General features: G+C 42.5%; 24 protein-coding genes. 14 read left to right on the top strand and 10 right to left on the bottom strand.

Annotation, left to right across the window (positions count from 1 at the left end; genetic code table 11):
• The first annotated feature begins 52 nt into the window (after positions 1-52).
• Genes prfA through K1X66_05665 form a run of 6 tightly spaced genes read left to right on the top strand, consistent with a single transcriptional unit; the run spans position 53 to position 3,705 of the window.
• Positions 53-1,135 carry a peptide chain release factor 1 gene (gene prfA, locus K1X66_05690; protein ID MBX7157859.1) on the top strand — a complete coding sequence of 361 codons (1,083 nt, stop codon included), beginning with the start codon at positions 53-55 and terminating at the stop codon, positions 1,133-1,135.
• Complete coding sequence (gene prmC / locus K1X66_05685; GenBank protein ID MBX7157858.1) at positions 1,132-1,974, top strand: peptide chain release factor N(5)-glutamine methyltransferase; 843 nt, start codon at positions 1,132-1,134, stop codon at positions 1,972-1,974. The genes prfA and prmC overlap by 4 nt, the downstream gene beginning before the upstream one ends.
• Positions 1,975-2,003: 29 nt before the next feature.
• The gene (locus K1X66_05680; GenBank protein ID MBX7157857.1) at positions 2,004-2,444 is read left to right on the top strand and encodes a hypothetical protein; all 441 of its coding nucleotides are present in this window, start codon (positions 2,004-2,006) and stop codon (positions 2,442-2,444) included.
• A gap of 50 nt (positions 2,445-2,494) precedes the next feature.
• The gene (locus K1X66_05675; protein MBX7157856.1) at positions 2,495-2,764 is read left to right on the top strand and encodes a hypothetical protein; all 270 of its coding nucleotides are present in this window, start codon (positions 2,495-2,497) and stop codon (positions 2,762-2,764) included.
• The gene (locus K1X66_05670) at positions 2,765-3,025 is read left to right on the top strand and encodes a hypothetical protein (GenBank protein ID MBX7157855.1); all 261 of its coding nucleotides are present in this window, start codon (positions 2,765-2,767) and stop codon (positions 3,023-3,025) included.
• Positions 3,026-3,030: 5 nt separating this feature from the next.
• Positions 3,031-3,705: a TIGR02594 family protein gene (locus K1X66_05665; GenBank protein ID MBX7157854.1), complete on the top strand. Its 675-nt coding sequence runs from the start codon at positions 3,031-3,033 to the stop codon at positions 3,703-3,705.
• A gap of 4 nt (positions 3,706-3,709) precedes the next feature.
• On the opposite strand, the gene K1X66_05660 is transcribed toward K1X66_05665, so the two are convergent.
• The 4 genes from K1X66_05660 to K1X66_05645 form a co-directional block, all read right to left on the bottom strand.
• Entirely contained in the window at positions 3,710-4,624 is a 915-nt protein-coding gene (locus K1X66_05660; protein ID MBX7157853.1) for a bifunctional riboflavin kinase/FAD synthetase, read from the bottom strand.
• Positions 4,625-4,630: 6 nt separating this feature from the next.
• Complete coding sequence (gene truB, locus K1X66_05655) at positions 4,631-5,362, bottom strand: tRNA pseudouridine(55) synthase TruB (GenBank protein ID MBX7157852.1); 732 nt, start codon at positions 5,360-5,362, stop codon at positions 4,631-4,633.
• A gap of 319 nt (positions 5,363-5,681) precedes the next feature.
• Entirely contained in the window at positions 5,682-7,787 is a 2,106-nt protein-coding gene (rnr, locus tag K1X66_05650; GenBank protein MBX7157851.1) for a ribonuclease R, read from the bottom strand.
• 204 nt (positions 7,788-7,991) lie between these two features.
• On the bottom strand, positions 7,992-8,396 hold the full coding sequence (locus K1X66_05645; GenBank protein ID MBX7157850.1) for a hypothetical protein: 405 nt from the start codon (positions 8,394-8,396) through the stop codon (positions 7,992-7,994).
• Between the two features lie 218 nt (positions 8,397-8,614).
• On the opposite strand from K1X66_05645, the gene thrS reads away from it, so the two are divergent.
• The 4 genes from thrS (at position 8,615) to rplT (ending at position 11,759) form a co-directional block, all read left to right on the top strand.
• Positions 8,615-10,450 (top strand): threonine--tRNA ligase, encoded by a 1,836-nt coding sequence (gene thrS, locus K1X66_05640; GenBank protein MBX7157849.1) that lies wholly within the window; start codon positions 8,615-8,617, stop codon positions 10,448-10,450.
• 15 nt (positions 10,451-10,465) lie between these two features.
• A complete protein-coding gene (infC, locus tag K1X66_05635) occupies positions 10,466-11,056 on the top strand; it encodes a translation initiation factor IF-3 (protein ID MBX7157848.1) in 591 nt (196 codons plus the stop codon).
• A gap of 8 nt (positions 11,057-11,064) precedes the next feature.
• Positions 11,065-11,280 carry a 50S ribosomal protein L35 gene (gene rpmI, locus K1X66_05630; protein MBX7157847.1) on the top strand — a complete coding sequence of 72 codons (216 nt, stop codon included), beginning with the start codon at positions 11,065-11,067 and terminating at the stop codon, positions 11,278-11,280.
• Positions 11,281-11,405: 125 nt separating this feature from the next.
• Positions 11,406-11,759, top strand: a complete 354-nt coding sequence (gene rplT, locus K1X66_05625) for a 50S ribosomal protein L20 (GenBank protein ID MBX7157846.1) — start codon at positions 11,406-11,408, stop codon at positions 11,757-11,759.
• A gap of 119 nt (positions 11,760-11,878) precedes the next feature.
• On the opposite strand, the gene ndk is transcribed toward rplT, so the two are convergent.
• Genes ndk through K1X66_05600 form a run of 5 tightly spaced genes read right to left on the bottom strand, consistent with a single transcriptional unit; the run spans position 11,879 to position 15,897 of the window.
• Positions 11,879-12,331, bottom strand: a complete 453-nt coding sequence (gene ndk / locus K1X66_05620) for a nucleoside-diphosphate kinase (protein MBX7157845.1) — start codon at positions 12,329-12,331, stop codon at positions 11,879-11,881.
• Between the two features lie 24 nt (positions 12,332-12,355).
• Positions 12,356-12,931: a DNA repair protein RecO gene (recO, locus tag K1X66_05615; protein ID MBX7157844.1), complete on the bottom strand. Its 576-nt coding sequence runs from the start codon at positions 12,929-12,931 to the stop codon at positions 12,356-12,358.
• Positions 12,928-13,335: an rRNA maturation RNase YbeY gene (ybeY, locus tag K1X66_05610; protein MBX7157843.1), complete on the bottom strand. Its 408-nt coding sequence runs from the start codon at positions 13,333-13,335 to the stop codon at positions 12,928-12,930. Before ybeY ends, recO begins: the two co-directional genes overlap by 4 nt.
• The gene (locus K1X66_05605) at positions 13,226-14,917 is read right to left on the bottom strand and encodes an HDIG domain-containing protein (protein MBX7157842.1); all 1,692 of its coding nucleotides are present in this window, start codon (positions 14,915-14,917) and stop codon (positions 13,226-13,228) included. Before K1X66_05605 ends, ybeY begins: the two co-directional genes overlap by 110 nt.
• Before the next feature lie 5 nt (positions 14,918-14,922).
• Positions 14,923-15,897, bottom strand: coding sequence for a PhoH family protein (locus K1X66_05600; GenBank protein ID MBX7157841.1), 975 nt, complete (start codon positions 15,895-15,897; stop codon positions 14,923-14,925).
• Between the two features lie 176 nt (positions 15,898-16,073).
• On the opposite strand from K1X66_05600, the gene K1X66_05595 reads away from it, so the two are divergent.
• From K1X66_05595 to K1X66_05585, 3 genes are read left to right on the top strand one after another with little or no spacing between them, the layout of a single operon-like run.
• Positions 16,074-17,222, top strand: coding sequence for an SAM-dependent methyltransferase (locus tag K1X66_05595; GenBank protein ID MBX7157840.1), 1,149 nt, complete (start codon positions 16,074-16,076; stop codon positions 17,220-17,222).
• Positions 17,219-18,019 carry a C40 family peptidase gene (locus K1X66_05590; GenBank protein ID MBX7157839.1) on the top strand — a complete coding sequence of 267 codons (801 nt, stop codon included), beginning with the start codon at positions 17,219-17,221 and terminating at the stop codon, positions 18,017-18,019. Before K1X66_05595 ends, K1X66_05590 begins: the two co-directional genes overlap by 4 nt.
• A gap of 44 nt (positions 18,020-18,063) precedes the next feature.
• Positions 18,064-18,996: an SDR family oxidoreductase gene (locus tag K1X66_05585; GenBank protein MBX7157838.1), complete on the top strand. Its 933-nt coding sequence runs from the start codon at positions 18,064-18,066 to the stop codon at positions 18,994-18,996.
• Here the strand turns inward: K1X66_05585 and K1X66_05580 are convergent.
• The gene (locus tag K1X66_05580) at positions 18,980-19,654 is read right to left on the bottom strand and encodes an HAD family phosphatase (protein MBX7157837.1); all 675 of its coding nucleotides are present in this window, start codon (positions 19,652-19,654) and stop codon (positions 18,980-18,982) included. The genes K1X66_05585 and K1X66_05580 overlap by 17 nt on opposite strands.
• Before the next feature lie 198 nt (positions 19,655-19,852).
• On the opposite strand from K1X66_05580, the gene K1X66_05575 reads away from it, so the two are divergent.
• Positions 19,853-21,019 carry a pyridoxal phosphate-dependent aminotransferase gene (locus K1X66_05575; GenBank protein ID MBX7157836.1) on the top strand — a complete coding sequence of 389 codons (1,167 nt, stop codon included), beginning with the start codon at positions 19,853-19,855 and terminating at the stop codon, positions 21,017-21,019.
• The last annotated feature ends 9 nt before the right edge of the window (positions 21,020-21,028 follow it).

The following is a 21,028-nucleotide window of genomic DNA, read 5'->3' as shown; positions in this document are numbered from 1 at the left end:
GTTAACTTTCCTCGCCTGTTTTGTTTTTAGTAACGAAAAAATATAGTTTATGCTGGATTTAACACCTCATTTTGAACGATTGCGAAAACGGTTTCAGGAAGTGGAAGCGCAACTTTCTGAGGGAAGCGTTTTTTCTAATCCTCAAAAGGCGCAGGAGGTCACGCGGGAACATAGTCGTTTAAAAGCCGCTTTGGCTGACTATGAAGCGTTGCAAGAAGTTTCTCGCAATTTGACGGCCAATGAAAAACTTTTAGCGGATGGTGCAGAGCAAGATCCTGAGTTTCTTCAGATGTTGGAGGCGGAACAAGAGGAGTTAAAGGCGAAACATGCTCATTTAGCTTTAGCGGCTCAGGCGGCTTTATTGCCAGCCGATCCTGATGAAGAGCGAAATGTGATTGTTGAAATTCGCGCGGGCACGGGTGGCAGTGAAGCGACTTTGTTTGCTGCTGATCTTTACCGAATGTATACGCGTTATATTGAAAAAAATCCGTTCTGGAAATGGGAGGTTATGGATTTGAGTCCAGGCGAATTGGGCGGTATTCGCGAAGTGATTTTTCAAGTGTTTGGTGAAGAGGTTTACAAATATTTTCAATTTGAAAGTGGTGTGCATCGTGTGCAGCGTGTTCCTGCAACTGAAGCGCAAGGTCGTATTCACACTTCCACCGCCACGGTAGCAGTTTTGCCCGAAGCGAAGGAGGTGGATATTGTGATTCGTCCGGATGAGTTGCGTATTGAGGTGTGTCGCTCGGGAGGGCCAGGTGGGCAAGGTGTTAATACTACTGATTCAGCGGTGCAAGTTTTGCATATTCCTAGCGGTATGATTGTGCGATGTCAGGATGGACGATCCCAATTAAAAAATCGTGAAAAAGCCTTAAATGTTTTACGTTCTCGATTGTTAGAAAAGCAGCGCGCAGAAGAGGATGCCAAATATGCTGCCAATCGCAAAAGCCAAGTAGGGACGGGAGATCGCAATGAAAAGATTCGCACTTACAATTATCCGCAAAATCGAATCACGGATCATCGCATTAATTTAACACTTTATAATTTGAGCGAATTCATGGAGGGTAGCATTGAAGAGATGCTAGAAGCCTTAAGAAAAAATCATTTGGAAGCGCGATTGGCGGAGTTGCAATGAAGCTTTTGGAGCTCATTCAAATTACTTCCGATTATTTTCAGAAACAGGGAGTTGATTCGCCGCGATTGAATGCGGAACAGTTGATCGCTTTTGGGTTGGGAGTCAAACGGCTTGATCTTTACTTGCAGTTTGATCGAGAAATTGACGAGGGCGATTTAGCGCGATTGAGGAACTTGGTAAAACGACGTGCAAGCCGTGAGCCTTTGCAACATATTATTGGAACTGCTGAGTTTTATGGTTACACTTTTAAATCGGATGCGCGAGCTTTAGTGCCACGTCCTGAAACGGAAAAATTGGTGGAGCTTGCTTTGAGTAAAGCGACTCAAAAAGAAGGAGTTTTGTGGGATGTGGGGACGGGGAGCGGAGTTATTGCCATTACGTTTCTATTGCAAAAACCGGGATGGAAGGCAATTGCAAGTGATATAAGCTCTGAAGCGCTCGCTTTGACCCAAGAGAATGCTGAAAAATTAAAAGTGGTGGATCGATTGCAATTGATTCAATGTAATCTTTTGGAAGAAACAATGCCTTTAGTGGACATTATCGTCTCAAATCCTCCTTATCTACCTACTTCCATTTTAAAAAATTTATCTCCAGAAGTTCAAGCGGATCCTGAGCCAGCTTTGGATGGTGGAGAAAATGGTTTGGCTATCATCCGAAATCTTATCGAAAAGGCTGATAATTATTTAAAATCGGGTGGATGGCTTTTGTTGGAAATGGGAGAAGATCAAAAAAATGAGGTCATGCACATGGGAGAGCAGAGCGGTTTAATTGAAATAGAGGTTCTGAAAGATTTATCTTTGAAAGATCGTTATTTTGTTGCTCAAAAAGCACAAAATTGATAGAATAAGAAAAAACAAAGGGATTTTATATGGGTGAAATTTATGATAAAATTAAAAAATTTTTTGATAAACCTGAAGTTAGAACTCAAGTTTTAGCGGTTGGGCCTCTGGATGCTAATGAAGCTAGTAATATAGGAGAAGAAGCTTTTCAAGTTTCCGATAAAACTGGGCTTCCTGGTAGACATAACGGGCAAAGAGATGCTTTTCGTCATGCATATTTATCATGTCGAATGGCACAAGAGTTAGGTACTGACCAGGCAGAAAAGATTGGGAATATTCATGAGCAATATGGCGAGAATCCACCTGAAGAAATAGTAATGGACGTGAATAATAATGAAGTGGGTCGTAAACTAGCTGTGAAGGGGGGAGAAAGTGTAGATTGTAAACAATCAGTTTGGGATGCGCTTAACAAGGGCGAATTGCAAACCGCTCCCACGCCGGGGGCAGTTGCACCAAAGTTAAATTATTAAACTAAAGTTAGTCGATTGATATTTTTTATAAATCGGATATTCTTAATCTAGTGAAGAAAAAAACTACTCGTAACACTCAGAAAACAGTTAAAAAGAATTTTTCTAATAAAGATGTCGAGTTTTGTTTGAAATTGCCTCAAAATTTGCTTCGTGAATTTCAGCGAGCTTCTCAAAAAATTCAAAAAGAATACGATTACGATATTTCACCCGAATTATTGATGGTCTGGATTTTAAGTGAAATTCGAGAAGATTATTTGATTAAAGAATTTGAAGAGGCTCTGGCCTTGCGATCAGCTGCGAAACAGAGTGGAAGAAAATAGTTGAGCGAATTTGTTTCTTTAAAGAATATTTTCAATGTGAAAAAATCAGAAAAAGCTCTTTTAGAAACTCAACATGATGTTGTGCTAAAAATTCCCGATCTAATTATGCGAGAATTTTTTCAAGCCTCAGAGCTAATTAAAAAACGTTTTGGGCGTGCTGTTTCTTATGAACAGTTAATGATTTGGATTTTGAGTGGAATTACGAGTGATCAACTTGTTAGTGAATTTCAAATTGCATTAAACAAAAATCTTAGAAAATAAAAAATATGGAAAACGAAATTATTATGAGTGGTGTGGGAAAAGCACCTCAAGCACCTTTAAAAGAAGGTTTTTTTGCAGGTTTGAATTTTTATATGCAGCCCAAAAATTTTTTAGCGATTGGACGAGGGCGACGTGATATTTTGACTACAAAAGAATTGGTTGCTCCAATTTGTGATCCTAGCAACTGGATGCTTATGGCAGGCTGTGAAGATGCGAGTGGTATTAAAGAAATTAGCGGTTCTGAGAATTCTGAGCGAATTATTGAGTATCATGATTCCACTAAATTGAGAGCTAATGATGACGAAACACCTTGGTGTAGTTCATTTGTAAATTGGACTATGGAACAAGCGGGTTATCCAGGTACCAATAGTGCGGCAGCTTTGTCTTGGAAAAATTGGGGACAGGAAGCTGAAGAACCTGTTTATGGTGCCATTGCAGTGATTGATTATGGAAAAGGCAAGGGGCATGTCGGTTTTGTTGCTGGAGTTTCAAAAGATGGAAAAACGGTTTATTTATTAGGTGGTAACCAAAGCGATCAAGTAAAAATTTCCGCTTTTTCTGTTGATAAAATTGCAAGCTATCGTATGCCGGATGCAATTAATCCTGATACTTACTCTCCACCACCAATTGTGGAAAATCAGAGAGTTCAAAATCATACGACTTTGAATCAAACACGTTAATTGGTTAAGTTTTTTTGATTTGTTCAATATCTTTTTTAATCTGTTGTTTTAAATCTTCTACACCGGAAAATTTTTTTTCGTCACGAATTTTTTTGAGAAGAAAAATTTCTATATCTTTTCCGTATAAATCGCCTGTAAAATTTAATAAATGAGCTTCTACAGTTGGTGTATTGGAGTTAAAAGTTGGACGAATTCCAATGTTGACCGCGGCTTGATAGGTTTGGTTTTGAACCTGACATCGAGCGGCATAAACACCAAAGGGAGGCAATTTTTCTCCTTCTAAATCGAGGTTGGCTGTAGGAAATTGGAGTTGTTCTCCCAAGCCCTGGCCTTTAACTACTTTACCAAAAAGTGAAAAAGGGCGGCCTAGCAAAAGGGCTGCTTGATGCAGATTGCCATCACGAACGGCTTGACGAATGCGGGTGCTACTAATGGTTTCATTATCTTCAATGACGGGGGATAATTCTAAAACATCGAAATGATAGCGTTGTCCCAATTTTTCTAACAGTTTGGCGTTGCCCATTCTTTGATAACCAAACTCCCAACGATGACCGATGCCGATCAGTTTTAAAGATGGAGAAGCATCCACCAGTTGTTGAATGAAATCCTCAGGTAAGGTTTGAGAAAATGCTAAATTAAAAGGAATCACGAGTGTTGCAGAAACTTTGAAAGATTCTAAAATATAAAGCTTATGTCGAGTTGAAGTAAGAAGTTGAGGTGGGGCTTCGGGGCGAAGAATTTTTAGGGGATGAGGCTCGAAAGTGACAATAACGTCGAGAGCCTGTCGGGTTAAAGCCTCTTTTTTTACAGCAGCAATAAGGGCTTGATGACCGCGATGCACGCCATCAAATACACCAATAGCGAGACATAACGGTTTTGGTAAGGAGACAAGTTCAGAAATGGCATGAAGCGTTTTCACGCAAATTTAAAACCTTCGAATGCGACTAACTTCAGGAAGGCTAATGATGTGAGGCCGCAATGTCTCGATGCTTTCCATGGCTTTGAGTTGATCGTGAGTGAGCGCCTGTTGCACATTGAAATTGCCGGAACGCGTTCGTCGCAATTTTTTCAAATGCCCTCCACAACCCAAAAGGTGCCCAATATCGTGACAATAAGTGCGCACATAAAATCCTTTGCTGCATTCCACGAGAAAATCTACTTCGGGCAGATCAATACGCTGAATTTCGTGACGATAAACATGAACCAGGCGTGGTTCTCGTTCAATCGTTTTTCCTTGTCGGGCTAGTTTGTAAAGGGGAACACCATCTTTTTTAATGGCAGAAACCATAGGCGGAAGCTGATAAAAATCGCCGGAAAATTTTTTAAAAGCTTGAGGAATTTGATTTTGGATTTCGGGCGCTACGGGGTGTTCTTCAATCATTTTACCTTGAGCATCTTGGGTATCAGTGACTTTTCCTAATTCCAAAGTTCCCTCATAAACTTTATCTTCGCTCATGAGAAGATCCTGGATTTTAGTGCCACGTTCCAGAGTCAAAATAATGAGGCCAGTTGCTAAAGGATCCAACGTTCCGCAATGGCCTACCTTTTTAAAACGGAATTTTTTTCTCACAAAATCCACCATATCGTGAGAAGTGCAGTTGGTCGGTTTGTCGACTAATAAAATGCCATCAAGTGAAGGGAGCTTAGCTGTATTCATAGTTTTATGTCATGTATTAGATAAGTCGTGTTATCGAAATAAACAATAAAAAGATTGACAATATAAAGCAAAAGCGAAGCATTTAAGAATTGATGATTAGGTTAAACTCCTTAAGAAAATGTTTTTTTCAACTTTTTCAGCGATTGAAAACACCTTTTTTGTCAACAATTGTCATCTTTTTCCTGACTACCTCGTTACTCCAAGCCGTCTATTTTGATGTGAACAGGGTGTGAACAGGTCAACTCTCCATTCGCCACGCGGAAAGCGAAAATAGTACAGAGCAAAGCGTTGAGCGGAGCTTGTTAAGAAAAAAGATTCATTAAGACGACTCAGTTGCTAAAGAAAAATCTACGCGTTTTTTGTAAAAATCTACATTCAGAACTTGGACTTTTACTTTGTCGCCGATAGCGATCAAGTGACGAGTTCGCTTGCCGCGTAGTTGAAAGCGAGAGGCATCAAATAAATAAAAATCTTTTTTCATGGAGGAAACGGGGACTAAACCGCTCAGACAAAGATCGTGAACATCTGCAAAGAATCCAAAATTTTGCACATCGGTAATCAGCGCTTCGTAAGGGACGCGTTTGTTGGAGGTGATTTGTTGTTGCAAGAACTGTAGCATTTTAGTGGTTTTGCTGTCTTGTTCGGCTTCTGCAGAATTGCGTTCGGTTAAGGAAATATGTTCAGAAACTTCTTTCAAGGCGCCTTGGCCAAGGAATTTTTTGGCGTTATCAAATAAGCTGCGATGCACGATTAAGTCCGCATAGCGTCGGATAGGTGAGGTGAAGTGGGTGTAATGGATTTTGGCTAGACCATAGTGGCCGAGGGGTTGAGGGGAGTAGCAGGCGCGTTTTAAAGAGCGTAATAAACCAATTTTTAGTGCCTGGCCTAATGAATCTTTTTTGAGGTGTTGTAATAGTTTTTGTATTTCGCGTCGTGAAGTTAAATCTCCACATGGAATGTGATAGGCGCAAACCATTTCACGAAATTCTTGGAGTTTTTCCGGATCGGGCGTTTCGTGAATGCGATAAAGCGAGGGGCGCTTTTTGGTTTTGAGATATTTTGCTACAGCTTCATTAGCTAAGAGCATGCATTCTTCGATGAGTTGATGAGAAATGTCATTTTCGACGCGCTCTACTCCGACCACTTCACCTTGGGTGTTGAGACGAATTTTGGATTCAGGAAAATCAAGATCGAGTGAACCGCTTGAAAATCGTTGGCGACGAAACTTTTGAGCTAAATGATGAATTTGGTGCAGCATGCGTTCTGTCGAGTTTTTGGGTTGTCGTTGTAAAACTTTGAACGCTTCTTGATAAGTGTAGCGATGTTTGGAGTGGATAATGGCTCGATAAAATTGAGTTTTGATAACTTTGCCTTTAGACGAAATAAGAAATTCGACACAGGCGGTTAGACGGTCAACATGCGGTTTGAGTGAGCAAAGATCGTTACTTAAAATAGGTGGCAACATCGGGATGACGCGATCGACGAGGTAGGTGGAATTGCCGCGTTTGCGCGCTTCGCGGTCTAAATGAGAGCCGGGTGAGACGTAGTGAGAGACGTCGGCGATATGTACCCAAAGTTTCCATTGACCTTCTGAGGCAGGAGCTAAACTAATGGCATCGTCGAAATCTTTAGCATCGTCGGGGTCGATGGTGATGACGAGATGGGAACGGCAATCGCGGCGATTTTTTACATCTAAGTTTTTTGATAAATTGCGGCATTCTTCCAAAACTTCATCAGGGAAATCGCTCGATAAATTGTAGTGTTTGAGAATCGAAAGCATGTCTACGCCCGGCTCCTCCGGTTTACCCAGGATTTCGATGATGGTTCCTTCAGGATTGCGTTGTCGATCTGTCCATTCGAGTAATTTTACCAGCACTTTGCTGCCGGTTGAAATAATGGATTGTGGCGCAGTGGGAAGGGAGGGTTTCACATAAACGTCGTGCGGAAATCGGGCGTCATCTGGAACGACATAATAAAACTGCTGACTTTTTTTCAAAGTGCCGACTAATTCAGTTCGGCTGCGCTCCAAAATTTTTATGACGATACCGGTTTTATGATAGACTCCTCTCCGATGAATAGGACGAGATTCCAGACGAGCGACTACGAGGTCGTTGTGTAATGCAGTAGCTGTATTTTCAAAAGGAATATGGATAGGGAAGGAAAGGGGTTCTAAAGGAATCAGTGTTGCTGCGCCATTTTTATTGAAACGAAGTCGGCCAGTCACGAGATCGGCTTCTTTTGCTAGTGCAAATGCGTTATTTCTGATTTTAACAATCACTCCTTGTTTTTCAAGCCGTTCGAGGAGATGGCTAAACTCGTGAGTTTGATGGGCTTTGAGGTTTAATTTTTTTCGTAAGGTATGAAAGTCTGCCGGCGAATAATCCTCGCGTTTTAACATTTTAAGAAGGCTTGTTTCCAATGACATAAACAGAGCTAAGCTGAAACTCTATTGGGAAGCCAGTGTTTAATCTTAATGCTTTGATGCTAATTATGTCTTATGAATATGGATACCCGGGTCAAGCCCGAGGATGACAAAAGGTGTGGTTGGAGTTGCAAGATAACACTTAGAGTTTTTGGGCACACTTCGGACAGGTGTAAAGCAAGCCCGAGGATGATAGGTGAAAGAGAGTTAAGGCAGCACTTGGATATTGGGATTTTGCTTGCGAGTTTTGGGTTCGAGTAGTTGATCGAATTTTTGAAACTCGTTACTAGCCTGATTTTTATCGGAGACTTGAGCCAGCTTTTGTGCGGCTACGGATGCTTCAGGATTTATTTTGGATAGGTAAGTGGAGAGAGTTTTTGCATTGCGTTTGACGATTTTTAAATTGCCTCTTGAAACGGCGTTTTCGAGTTGATGATAAAGTTTGACCGAGCGAATGGCGGCCTCATCCATGAGAGCAGGGCAGTTATTGAGTTCTTCTTCTGCGATGCCAATATCGACCAGCTCCCGTTGTTGTTGATAATAATGCCAACCATATCCTAGAGCGATGGCAAGGATTGCGACAAGGATAAGGGCTGAAACAATACGTTGCATGTTAGTTATTATAGTTTGATAGGAATCGGTTGAGAAACAAGGGTAAATTTATTTTAAAATTGCTTAGTAATTTCAGTCGACATTTCCTAGGAAAATGCTAGAGAATAAAAATCTGTGGCAAGTTTAGTTTTAAGACAGACTCCGTTTTTTGTAGCGATTCGTCAATCGACGAAGGTGCTTGCTTCTCATTTTTCTGTTGTGGCAGTTTTACGTTAATCATGACTGAGTTGGAGCGTTTACGTCATTCTTGTGCGCATGTTTTAGCCACGGCGATTTGTGAAATTTGGCCAGATGCGCAATTTGCTGCCGGGCCACCTGTGGAAAATGGTTTTTATTATGATGTGGAGTTAAAACATCGTATTTCGCCGGAAGATTTTCCGAAAATCGAAGCGGAGATGAAAAAAGTAGTTCAGGCTAAGCAATCTTTTGCGAAGGAAGTGGTGTCTCGGGAGAAGGCGCTTGAGTTGGCAAAATCGGGAAGGTTGGCGGCTGTGTCCGATCGTGCAGAGCCTAGTAAATTTAAGTTAGATATTTTGACAAATATTCCAGAGGATGAACCGATTTCTCTTTATCAGAATGGCGAGTTTATTGATCTTTGTGCAGGTCCGCATGTGGCGAGTACCGATGCGATAGGTGCGTTTCGTTTAACGCATGTAGCGAGCGCTTATTATAAAGGCGATGAGCGTAATCCGCAGTTGCAACGGATTTATGGCACGGCTTTTGCCACGCAATCGGAATTGGATAATTATTTTAATGCATTGGAAGAAGCGAAAAAGCGGGATCATCGCAAGTTGGGCAAGGAATTAAAATTGTTTCATATTGATGATTCCGTGGGGCAGGGTTTAGTGTTGTGGACGCCTCATGGAGCGATCGTTCGTCAGGAGTTGCAGAATTTTATTTCTGAAGAGCTGAGAAAGCAGGGGTATTCCACGGTGTTTACGCCGCACATCGGTAAATTAGAACTTTATCGTACTTCTGGTCATTTTCCTTATTATCAAGAGGCGCAGTATCCTCCTTTAATTGAGCGCGATTTTTTAGATAAGCTCGCTTCAGAAGGTTGCAGTTGTGCGGATTTATCGAATCGATTGAATCAAGGCGAGGTGGATGGTTATTTATTGAAGCCGATGAATTGTCCGCATCACATTAAAATTTTTGATTCGGAACCTCGTTCTTATCGAGATTTGCCGGTGCGTTTGGCGGAATTTGGCACGGTTTATCGCTGGGAACAATCTGGCGAGTTGAATGGCATGACGCGGGTGCGTGGGTTTACTCAGGATGATGCGCATCTTTTTTGCACAGAAGAACAAGTGGCCGATGAGTTGAAGGGATGTTTGGCTTTGGTGAGTCTAGTTTTGCAAACGTTAGGCATGAACGATTATCGGGTGCGCGTAGGCTTGCGCGATGTGAATTCGGATAAATATATTGGTGAGTCAGCTAATTGGGACAAAGCAGAGTCGGCTTGTCGTGAGGCGGCTCAGACTTTGGGAGTGCCATTTTCTGAAGAGGCAGGAGAAGCGGCTTTTTACGGGCCGAAAATTGATTTTGTAGTGAAGGATGTGATTGGTCGTGAGTGGCAGTTAGGCACAGTGCAAGTGGATTATAATTTGCCGATTCGTTTTGATCTTTCTTATGTTGGTTCAGATGGTCAATCGCATCGACCTGTGATGATTCATCGCGCACCGTTTGGTTCGATGGAGCGATTTTGCGGGCTTTTGATTGAGCATTTTGCCGGCGCTTTTCCATTATGGTTGTCACCGGAGCAGGTTCGTATTATTCCTATTACAGATCAGCAGATTGAAGTGGCAAAAAATTATGAAGCGCAGTTGCGCGAGTTGGGAGTTCGGGTTAGTTTAGACACAAGCCATGAGAAGTTGGGTGCAAAAATTCGACTTGCTCAGGTGGAAAAAGTTTTCTACATGCTCGTGGTGGGCGCTAAAGAAGCGGCCTCGGGTAATGTTTCTGTGCGGAGTCGCAAGCATGGAGATGAGGGGGTTCAACCGTTTGAAACATGGTTAACTCGTTTTCATCAAGAAGTGGTGACAAAACAAAACTAAACAAGGAGACGATCTATTCAACTAAAACCTAGAGTAAACAACAGGATTCGCGCTCGCGAGATTCTGGTCATTGATCCCGAAGGAAAAAATCTTGGAGTGCTTCGTTTGGAAGAGGCCTTGATGAAAGCCAGAGAATATGGACTGGATTTGATTGAAATTTCCAGTCGTTCCAATCCGGTGGTTTGTAAAATCGTGGATTATGGAAAATATTGTTATCAACTTGCCAAACAACAGCGAGATTCCAAAAAGCATGCTTCGGCGACTAAGCTGAAAGAAATTAAATTTCGACCTAACATTGCGTCGCATGATTACATGACAAAAATTCGCAATGGCGAAGTCTTTCTTGACAAAGGGATGAAGGTAAAATTAACTTTGATGTTTCGGGGTCGCGAAATGCAAAATGCCCAAAACGGTAACGTGTTGATGCAAAAAGTTCGTGATGACCTAAGTCATATTGGCACGGTTGAAATGCAACCTAAATTAATCGGTCGTGCGATTACAATGATGATAGCGCCCTTGCCTGAAAATAAACGAGTTAGAAAATACAGTCAGCCTCACGAAGAGGAGATTGAAGAACATGATGAACATGATGATGAAGAAAGTTGAGTAAAAATATGCCGAGACCTATTGCGAGACGAAAAACTAAAAAGGCAGCTGCAAAACGTTTTAAAGTAACAGCTACCGGAAAGATATTGCGATCCAAGGCGGGTCGTCGTCATTTAGCTGCTAGCAAAAATCGTAAACGAAAACGTTTATTAGGCAAAAAATCAGTGGTGCATAAAACGATGGAAGCTCCTTTGTTGGAAACTTTGCCTTTTAGCCGGTTTTAATTTAGCAATCAGCCGTGAACTATCAGTGTTCAATGATTTAGTTAGCTTTTTTAAATTTACTTTACAGTAAAGATGCCTGTGCTACTTCATTAAGCTTTAATTTTTAATTATAATTTGTAAATCTTATGCCACGTGCCACTAATGCTCCAGCTTCTCGTGAGAGAAGGAAACGCGTCCTTAAAGCTTCAAAAGGCTATCGTTTAAGACGCAGTAAACTTTTTCGTTATGCCAAAGATGCCCAGATGAAGGGCAAATATTGGGCTTATCGCGATCGTAAAACGCGTAAACGCAATTTTCGCGCGTTATGGATTACTCGCCTGAATGCTTTGTGCCGAGAACTCGGAGCGACTTACAGTCGGTTTGCTGAAGCTTTGAAAAAATCGGGAATTGAACTCGATCGCAAAGTTTTAGCTGAAATCGCTGTGCGCGAACCCAAAGTATTTAGCGAAATTTTTAAAGCGGTTAAAGCTGGGAAATAATTTTAACCGAATAGCCACAGAAGACACAGAGCATGTGGCCAGTTAAGAAAAAGTTTCAAAACCGGTTTGGTTATTAAGCGCTGCTTTTCTCAGCACCCTTTGCGGTTAAGAAATTATTGTTATCGTTGTGAACCAACAGGCACTTTTGCTGGATCGAAATCAAAGAGTTCGCTGTTAGCAAAAAAACGTTTGAGTTCGAGTTGGGCATTTTCTAAAGAATCCGAGGCGTGAACGATGTTAACCATGACGTCGACGCCATAATCGCCGCGAACAGTGCCTTTAGCGGCTTTTTTCGAGTCGGTAGGGCCGATGAGATCGCGAATGCGGGCAATGACATTTTCGCCGGACAGCGCTAGGGCTACGACTGGCGCGGATTGCATGAAGGATTCGATTTCCGGGTAAAAAGGTTTATCGATGAGATGCGCGTAATGTTCTTTTAAGATGGCGTTGTTGAGACGCATCATTTTTAAGCCACGAATTTGGAATCCAGCTGTTTCAAAGCGGCGAATGATTTCTCCGGTTAATTTTTTGGTGACACAATCGGGTTTTAATAAGATGAGACTCGTTTCCATAATTTTTTTCTTTCTTTGTTATTGCTAATGGTTCGGCATTGTTGCGATTTTTTGCAATGTGAAAAGAAGTTTTTTTCGTTTTTCGGGAATTTGATGAAAATTTTGACCGAAGACATTAGCAAAATACTGAAGGGCACCTTTTTCTGGAGTGGGAGCCAGGCCCAAGTGAGTGAGTAACGCTATTTCAAAACGTTGCATAAGGGTTAAAGAGGCGGGATGATGATCGAGATAATCGTAGGCTTTTTGCATGAGTTCATATAAATCTGAGGCTTGGTGGGCGTGCGGCAGGCAGATGAAATAAAGTTGAGCAAAGTAACTGGCTAATTGCAGTTTAAGATAGTCACGATGCAAAGCGGAGTAAGATTGAATGAGGCGCGCTTCTTTGAGATAAGTTTTTGTGCTGGTTCGATAAGGGGTTAGGACGACTTCAATTTCATGAAAAAGATCAAGGATTCCGGCAAGGGGGTTGGGCGGTTTAGCTGCGCCTTTTGCCAGGGTTTGTCTTAGTCCATAATCTTTGGTTAAAAGTGTTATTAACAAGGAGGTTTCTCCTGTTTTTTGGCGCTTTAAAATCAATGCGCGCGTTTTTATGGGAGTCATGATGAAGAATAAAGTTGGTCGAGCAACTTTTGCTGCTGTTGTTCCATGCGTTTGGCTTGGGCGACGGTTTTATCATTAAACCCACGTAGATGAAGCCAACCATGAATAGCGTAAAGCAACAGTTCTTTAGCAAAGGGTAGGTTGCGTTGTTGACTCTGTCGTTTAGCAATGGCCGGACAGATAAAAATTTCGCCGTGTTGAAAGGTGATAACGTCGGTAGCGCCGCGATGGTTGAGGTAGCGTTGATTCAAGGTTGCCATCGCTTGAGGATTAAGAAAAATGAAAGAGATTTCTTTATGAGGCAGGGGTTCTTTTTTCGCTAGGTGTTGTAGTTGTCGTTGAAGAGCTTTGAGTGGTAGACGAAATTGTTTTTGTTGGTTGAACAGAAGAATTTTGTTTTTCATCTTTTGGGGCTTTTTCTTTTTCCTCTTCTTTTGTTTCTCTCTTTCCTTCTCCCTTTCTTTCTTCCTTGGGATAAGCGATGCGAGAGTGGAGCATAGTTTTGAGAGTGAAGGTGAGGGTTTGTTCGATGGTTTCGAGGTCTTTGAAGGAGAGATGGCATTCGTCAAATTGCCCGTCTTGTGCTTTTTCTTGTATGATAGAATGAACGAGTTCTTCGATTTGTTTGGGGGTAGGACGGTATAGAGCGCGTGATGAAGCTTCTACCGAATCAGCAATCATGAGAATGGCGGTTTCGCGCGATTGCGGTTTAGGCCCGGGATAGCGAAATGTTTCTTCCGCAACGTCGGGCAGGTCTTCTTCGCGTAGGTTCATGATTTGCACACCGACTAAAGCGTCTTGGTGTTGGCGTAAGGCGCGCGCATGAAAATAGCTGACTAAAGTGGTGCCATGATGTTCACGGATGGCTTCGATGATGGGTTCAGGAAGTTTGTATTTGAAAGCGAGGTCAATGCCTTCTTTGACGTGAGCCATAACGATTAAAGTGCTCATAGTAGGGCTCAGATCGTCATGGGGATTGTGATCGAAGGGTTGATTTTCAGTAAAATATTCTGGTTTCACTACTTTTCCGACATCATGAAAATAGGAGGAGACGCGACATTGCAAGGCGTTAGCGCCGACTGCTTGAGCCGCGGCTTCTGCGAGATTAGCCACAAGTAAACTATGATGATAGGTGCCAGGAGCTTCCAAGGTTAGGCGTCGAAGGAGAGGATGGTTGAGGTCGGCCATTTCGAGCCAGGAAAGATTGGTGGTGATGCTAAAAAGCGCTTCTAAAATGGGTAAAAGCATATTGACGAGCACGCCAGTCATGACACCTGTCGCAGCGGCCCACATGGCTTGATTGAGGAGGATGGGATATTTTTGGCCAAGTAATAAGCCAAAGCATAAGGAACAAATAAAACCGGTTAATCCCACGTAAAGACCCGCGCGAATGAGATGACCGCGTTTGCGAATGTTTCGCGTTAAAAGCACGGCGATCAATCCGGTTAGGAGGCTGACGACGAGCAGAAAGGTAAAGTTTTTGGAAAGGAGGATGGCTTCAAAAAGGCTGGTAAATAGCACAGTTACTACGCCTAATCTGACTCCTAAAAGTGTGGAAATGAGCATGGGCGCAAAAGCTGAAGGAATCATGTAGATAAAAGGAAAACGTTTGAAGGAGACGTCGACATCTTCAGCAAAGGAGCCGATGATTTTTGCTAGCAATAAATTAGTTAAAACTGCTCCATAGAGCAGGAGAAAACGGGAGTGGCGCCGTAGTGTTTTGGGATGGAGCAGATAAAGGAGAACAATCGAAATGGCGTAGATGGCTTCAATCAAAATCATTGTGAAAAATTTATTTTGAGCGGTTTCGTTGCCCCATAAATTTAAAGCGGCAAGAGCTGCGCCGATTAATAAAATTAGAAAAATTTTGCTGCCCCAGGAAGTTTCTAAAGTTTCGCGCCATGTGGCGACTTCAGCATTACGCCGTTGTTTTTCGCAGGCTAATCCTTCTTTGACCAGATTACGACGTTTCCACAATCGCCACATAACATTTAAAAGTTGAGAGGTGTATTCTTTTCCCCACGATGAGAGCGATAGGCGTTTATTATTTTTTGCACGATAGGATGACGGATAACATCAGTTTCGTTAAAAGCGTGTAGTCCAATTCCTGGAGTGTTGGAGAGGGCTTCAACGGCTTCGATTAGACCGGATTTGCGTGCGCGCGGAAGGTCGATTTGGGTAGGGTCGCCTGTGACGACGCATTTCGAATCAGGGCCAAGTCGTGTGAGGAACATAAACATCTGTTCGGTGGTTGCGTTTTGGCCTTCATCGAGGATGATGAAAGCGTTAGCTAGAGTGCGACCTCGCATGTAAGCCAATGGAGCGATTTCGATGGTGTTGCGTTCAATGTAGCGTTCCACTTCTTCGGGCTCTAACATGTCGTTGAGCGCGTCGTATAAGGGGCGCAGGTAGGGGAGTAATTTTTCTTTAAGATCGCCGGGTAAAAAGCCCAGTGATTCGCCCGCTTCCACGGCGGGGCGAGTAAGAATAATGCGATGCACTTGGTTTGCTTTTAAAGCGGCGACGGCCATGGCGACGGCGAGGTAGGTTTTGCCGGTGCCTGCGGGGCCGATGCCGAGCGTGACATCGCATTGGCGAATGAGATCGAGGTAGCGGCTTTGGCCAAGTGTTTTGGGCACGATAGGTGGGTTTTTAGGGGAAAGGGCAATGGGTTGATGATATAATTTTTCCAGTTGCTCGCCTTTGCCTTGATTGATTAGGTTGAGAGCATATTGAAATTCATGTTGACGAATGGGAATGCCATGCTCTCGGGCGGCGTGTAGACTTTCAAAGAGGTGTTTGGCTTTTTCGATTTGGGGAGTTTTACCCTTAAGCTTAATCCATCCCTCACGAGTCGTAAGTTTCAGATCCAATTTTTCTTCGAGTTGTTGTAAATTGGCTGGATTGTTGGCGTAGAGCAGTTGTAAAGCTCTAGGGTTTTCAAAGTGAAGTGTGGTTTCTGGCATGAAACTAGGTTTGAGCAAATAGTTAGGTTCTGATAGAATAAATATAAGGGTTGAGAAGAGATGTGTAAAGCGAAGGTGATAAGAGGATTTTTAATGAAAAGCTCAATTTATATTGTAAGTAATTTATTTTGAGTTATTTGACTAAATTTCTATAAGTGGATTAGTTTTGCTAATATATGTCTGTGGCATTGGAGGAAAAATTAAAAAACGATATTTTGGCGCATGGCGCTTTGACGTTTCGAAATTTCATGGAGCGTTGTTTGTATGATGAGGATCAGGGATTTTATCGTAAAATACGTCAACCCTTGGGCAAGGAAGGCCATTTTTTTACCAATGTTCAGGTAAGCCATTTGTATGGACAGTTATTAGCGCAACAATTGAGAGAGGTATGGGTGACGATGGGAAAGCCGGGTGGGTTTACCATTATGGAACAGGGGGCGCATGATGGCCAGTTGGCAGTGGATATTTTGCGATGGTGCCGAGATTTCTCTTCTGATTTTTTTGAGGCTTTAACTTACGGGATAATCGAGCCTTGGGAGAAGGGGCAACAATGGCAAAGAGAAAAATTATGTGAAGCAAAGTTGGAAAAAAAAGTTTGTCACTCGGAATCGTTGAAAAAAATAGATGAGGGATCGATTTGTGGCATTTTTTTTAGTCATGAGTTGGTTGATGCTTTTCCGGTGCATCGAATTGTTCGGGGTCAAGAGGAGTGGCGAGAAATTTATGTGGGTTGGGAAAAGGATCGCGGTTTTTTTGAGTTTGCTAGCGTTTTGTCTTCGGAAGTTTTGACAAAAGAAATTGAGCAGTTGCCTTTGCCAAGGATTGAGGGTTATCGAACAGAAATTAATTTGGAGGTGAAAGATTGGATAAAAGAGGTGGCGCGAATCATAAAAAAGGGGTTTGTGTTAACGATTGATTACGGTTACAGCCAGGAAGAATATTATGCTGAGCATCGCAGTGAAGGCGCGTTAAGCGCTTATTATCGGCATCAAAGACAGAAAAGTTTTTGCGAACGGGTTGGGGATCAGGATTTGACGGCACATGTTAATTTTTCTTTGTTAAAGAGGGAGGGAGAGAAGGTGGGATTAGATTTTTATGGTTTTACCGATCAACATCATTTTTTAATCGGATTAGCAAAAGAAGAGTTATTAAAAATGGAGGGAAAATTAGCAGATTCGTCTTCTAAAAGTTGGATTAGAGCTTTTCAAACTTTAATGCATCCAGGCTTGATGGGCGCGAATTTTAAGTTATTATGTCAGACAAAGAATGTCTTGGAACCATTTTCTGTTTTGAGCGGATTTCAAGACGGTAATAATCGATTATGAAGATTGAGATCAATATCGTTTGGGCGCTAAGGATAAGCGCTTGGCTGATTTTTATTTTATCTCTTTTTTCTCTTTCTTTAAGTTCGCTTCAAGCGCGTTCCTTGGATGAGCCAGCATTGGATGCGATGGGTGAACCAGAAATAGTTCGAACAACTAATGTGGTAACGGCTCGTTTATCATCTTTCAATGAATCTTTGCAAAAAGCGGTTTTAGAACAAAAAATGAAACAACAAGCTGTCGCGCCTTCTTTTTGGCGAGGACTGCAACAGAAATTTATTGATGAAATTAAACGGATCGCGGCAGCGGGGGTAGGTTATCGAGGTTTATGGCGACCTCCGGGATTGCCGCAAAATTGGGTGATGGATTGTTCCAATACGACGCGTTATCTTTACCAAAAAGTGGTGAGTTTAGATTTGGGACGCACAGCCTCGGATCAATATCATTTTTTACGTTTGCGCAATCGCACTTGGGCTGCCCCTCGTAAAGGTGGACATGTGGATGAAGAGTCTTTGTTTCGCTATTTGCAAGTGGGTGATCTTTTGTTTTGGGAGAATACTTACCGTCCTGAGCGTTATCCTCCCATTACGCATGTGATGGTGTATTTGGGTCGAGATCGTGAAGGTAAAGCGATCGTAGGCGGATCTCAATCCAGTGCGCGCGGTTTTTTGACTGCGAAGCGCGGGGGGCCTGATCTTTATGAGTTTGATCCGAATCAACCTTTCGGTGGTTATGGTTCGAAATGGAATCGGGTGCAAGGACGGTTTGTGGCATTTGGCAGGCCGTTTCGAAACAATTAAATTCTCACGCTCGACTTTCGTATTAATTTCGTTACACCGATTGCATGCCAATAAGTGTTGTTACAGGAGCTGCGGGTTTTTTAGGATCACATTTATCCGATCGATTGTTAGCCGAAGGTCATACGGTGATTGGTTTGGATAATTTGCTTACTGGGAATGTGGCTAATATCGAACATCTTGCAGGAAACGAACGCTTTAAATTTATTAAGCAGGATGTCACGGAATATCTTTATATTCCAGGCGAGGTAAATTTTGTTTTTCATTTTGCTTCACCAGCGAGTCCGATTGATTATCTGGAATTACCGATCCAAACTTTGAAAGTGGGGGCGATGGGCACGCATAAAGCATTAGGTTTGGCTGCAGCCAAGAAGGCGAGTTTTATTTTGGCGTCGACTTCGGAATGTTACGGAGATCCTTTGGTGCATCCGCAATCGGAAGATTATTGGGGTAATGTGAACCCAATCGGCCCGCGCGGCGTTTATGATGAAGCGAAGCGTTTTGCTGAGGCAATGACGATGGCTTATCATCGCTATCATAAGGTGAACACGCATATTGTTCGTATTTTTAACACTTACGGCCCTCGCATGCGTTTGCGCGATGGTCGTGTGGTGCCGGCTTTTGTAAGTCAAGCGTTACGCAATGAATCGTTAACAGTATTTGGTGATGGGAGTCAAACTCGGAGTTTTTGTTATGTTTCCGATTTGATTGATGGCATTTATCGTTTGTCGCAATCTGATTTTCATGAGCCGGTAAATATTGGTAATCCGATTGAGTTAACGGTGAAGGAGTTTGCGGAAAGAATCATTAAAATCACTGGAGCCAAAAGTCAGATTATTTATAAACCTTTGCCAGTAGATGATCCTAAACAACGGCGTCCCGATATTTCTCGAGCAAAAAAGATTTTAAGTTGGGAACCTAAAGTGAAGTTGGAAGAGGGTCTTCAAAAAACGATCGAATGGTTTAAAGCGCGTCTGTGACCCATTGCTCTAACTCTTCGACTGAGACGACTGTCAGGTTATCTACGACGCGATCGGCTTGAGTTAATGTTTCTGCAGGATGCGTGGTGGCTACACCTAAAGCAAACATGTGCGCAGCTTGTGCTGCTTGTAATCCGACTTGTGTGTCTTCGATGACTAAACATTGTTGCGGGATAAGGTTTAAGCGTTGGGCGGCTTTTAAAAAAACTTCAGGATGCGGTTTGCCTTGTGCGACCTGTTCGGCTGAAACAATATTATCAAAAAAATGGGCAATCTCCGTGCATTCTAATACAACTTGGATATTGGCTAGGCAAGTGGACGAACCAATGGTGCGAGGAATTTCGTGGCGAGCTAGAGATTCCAACAAAGAACGAACTCCTGGCAATAACTCAATTTTTTCGTCACGCACGAGTTCACGATAAAGTGCTTCTTTACGATCTGCTAATTGTTGAATGGATTCCTTCTCCGAAGCCCATTTTAAGATGTTGGGAATGATATAATCATTTTTCATGCCAAAACCCTTTTTGAAGTGGCCTTCAGGTAAAATCAGGTTGAGTTGTTTGGCTAAAATTTCCCAGCTTTTCTCATGTAGGCGCGAAGAGTCTACGATGACTCCGTCCCAATCAAAGATAACTCCCCAATTTTTCATATTTTTCATTTTTAAAATAAGAGCGAAGGGTGTGAGAAAGTGTTTCTTTTGTCCAGTGTTTCTCCTGCTTTTGTCATCAATCAAAAATATGATGCCAATGGGAGTGTGGCTTTTTCGTTGACGATTACTCTGGGGCTGCTTAGGCTCGCCAACTTTGAAAGAAACGAAATAAAAGGTAAGAAAATGTTAGTAGATAAGGAAAATTGCATGCAAGTTGCCAAACGAATTCAAGAAGTGACTCCATCACAGACTTTAGCGATCGATGCGAAAGCTAAGCAATTAAAGGCTGCCGGAGAAGATGTGTTAAGTTTTGCCGCAGGCGAACCGGATTTTGATACGCCTGAACATATCAAAGCGGCTGCTATGGGCGCTTTGGAAGCGGGTTTTACTAAATATACACCTTCTTCTGGAATTCCAGAGTTGCGTCAGGCAATTGCCGATAAGTTAAAAGAGGATAATGGTTTGGATTACAAACCTTCGCAAATCATTGTTAATTGTGGGGCAAAACATTCCTGTTTCAATGCCATGATGGCAGTGTTGAATGAAGGTGACGAAGTTTTAATTCCAGCGCCTTATTGGTTGAGTTATCCGGAAATGGTGAGAATTGCTGGGGGTGAACCTTATATTGTGCCTACTACAGCGGAAAATGGTTATAAATTAACGCCAGAATTGTTTCGTGAAAATATTTCTCCTGGCACTAAGATGGTGATCCTTAACTCGCCAGGTAATCCTACCGGTTCGGTTTACACCGAGGCGGAGTTAGTGGAGTTGGCAGAAATTGCTTTGGAAGAAGAAATTTATATTTTAAGTGACGAAATTTACGAAAAATTAATTTATGGCGATGCTAAAGCGGTGAGTATTGCGAGTTTCAGTAAGGGTATTTATGATATGACGCTTACGGTCAATGGCTTTAGCAAAGCTTATGCGATGACAGGGTGGCGTTTGGGTTATGTTGCGGCTCCGGAACACATTGCCGCTGCGATTGATAGTTTACAAAGTCATAGCACTTCGCATCCGACTTCGTTTGCTCAAAAAGGGGCTTTAGCCGCTTTGCGTGGTCCTCAAGATTGTGTGGCGCATATGCGAGATGAATTTGATACACGGCGCCAACGTATGGTGGAGTTGTTGCGCGGGATTTCAGGTGTTAAAGTAACAGAACCGCAAGGCGCTTTTTATGTCTTGCCAGACATTTCTCAATTTCGTTTAGGTTCTCAAGAGTTTGCTGAAAAACTTTTGGAAAAACATAAAGTTGCCGTTGTGCCTGGTATTGCTTTTGGGGATGATAACACGGTGCGCTTAAGTTATGCGGCCAGCCTGGAACAAATTGAATCGGGCTTGGAACGATTCTCGCGCTTTTGCCAATCTTTGAAGTAAATTAAAATT

The sequence above is a fragment of the Verrucomicrobiia bacterium genome (assembly GCA_019694135.1).
Lineage (GTDB): Bacteria > Verrucomicrobiota > Verrucomicrobiia > JADLBR01 > JAIBCM01 > JAIBCM01.
The sequence above is the reverse complement of the archived record's forward strand: the minus strand, read 5'-3'. Positions and strand labels throughout refer to the sequence as shown.

Coding starts and splice junctions, on each gene's coding strand:
- recO (MBX7157844.1), bottom strand. CDS start 12,931: ATGACTCCCATAAAAACGCGCGCATTGATTTTAAAGCGCCAAAAAACA.
- rnr (MBX7157851.1), bottom strand. CDS start 7,787: ATGTCATTGGAAACAAGCCTTCTTAAAATGTTAAAACGCGAGGATTAT.
- rpmI (MBX7157847.1), top strand. CDS start 11,065: ATGCCGAGACCTATTGCGAGACGAAAAACTAAAAAGGCAGCTGCAAAA.
- K1X66_05645 (MBX7157850.1), bottom strand. CDS start 8,396: ATGCAACGTATTGTTTCAGCCCTTATCCTTGTCGCAATCCTTGCCATC.
- K1X66_05590 (MBX7157839.1), top strand. CDS start 17,219: ATGAAGATTGAGATCAATATCGTTTGGGCGCTAAGGATAAGCGCTTGG.
- rplT (MBX7157846.1), top strand. CDS start 11,406: ATGCCACGTGCCACTAATGCTCCAGCTTCTCGTGAGAGAAGGAAACGC.
- K1X66_05575 (MBX7157836.1), top strand. CDS start 19,853: ATGCAAGTTGCCAAACGAATTCAAGAAGTGACTCCATCACAGACTTTA.
- K1X66_05585 (MBX7157838.1), top strand. CDS start 18,064: ATGCCAATAAGTGTTGTTACAGGAGCTGCGGGTTTTTTAGGATCACAT.
- truB (MBX7157852.1), bottom strand. CDS start 5,362: ATGAATACAGCTAAGCTCCCTTCACTTGATGGCATTTTATTAGTCGAC.
- K1X66_05680 (MBX7157857.1), top strand. CDS start 2,004: ATGGGTGAAATTTATGATAAAATTAAAAAATTTTTTGATAAACCTGAA.
- prmC (MBX7157858.1), top strand. CDS start 1,132: ATGAAGCTTTTGGAGCTCATTCAAATTACTTCCGATTATTTTCAGAAA.
- K1X66_05665 (MBX7157854.1), top strand. CDS start 3,031: ATGGAAAACGAAATTATTATGAGTGGTGTGGGAAAAGCACCTCAAGCA.
- K1X66_05580 (MBX7157837.1), bottom strand. CDS start 19,654: ATGAAAAATATGAAAAATTGGGGAGTTATCTTTGATTGGGACGGAGTC.
- ndk (MBX7157845.1), bottom strand. CDS start 12,331: ATGGAAACGAGTCTCATCTTATTAAAACCCGATTGTGTCACCAAAAAA.
- K1X66_05605 (MBX7157842.1), bottom strand. CDS start 14,917: ATGTGGCGATTGTGGAAACGTCGTAATCTGGTCAAAGAAGGATTAGCC.
- ybeY (MBX7157843.1), bottom strand. CDS start 13,335: ATGAAAAACAAAATTCTTCTGTTCAACCAACAAAAACAATTTCGTCTA.
- K1X66_05600 (MBX7157841.1), bottom strand. CDS start 15,897: ATGCCAGAAACCACACTTCACTTTGAAAACCCTAGAGCTTTACAACTG.
- K1X66_05595 (MBX7157840.1), top strand. CDS start 16,074: ATGTCTGTGGCATTGGAGGAAAAATTAAAAAACGATATTTTGGCGCAT.
- thrS (MBX7157849.1), top strand. CDS start 8,615: ATGACTGAGTTGGAGCGTTTACGTCATTCTTGTGCGCATGTTTTAGCC.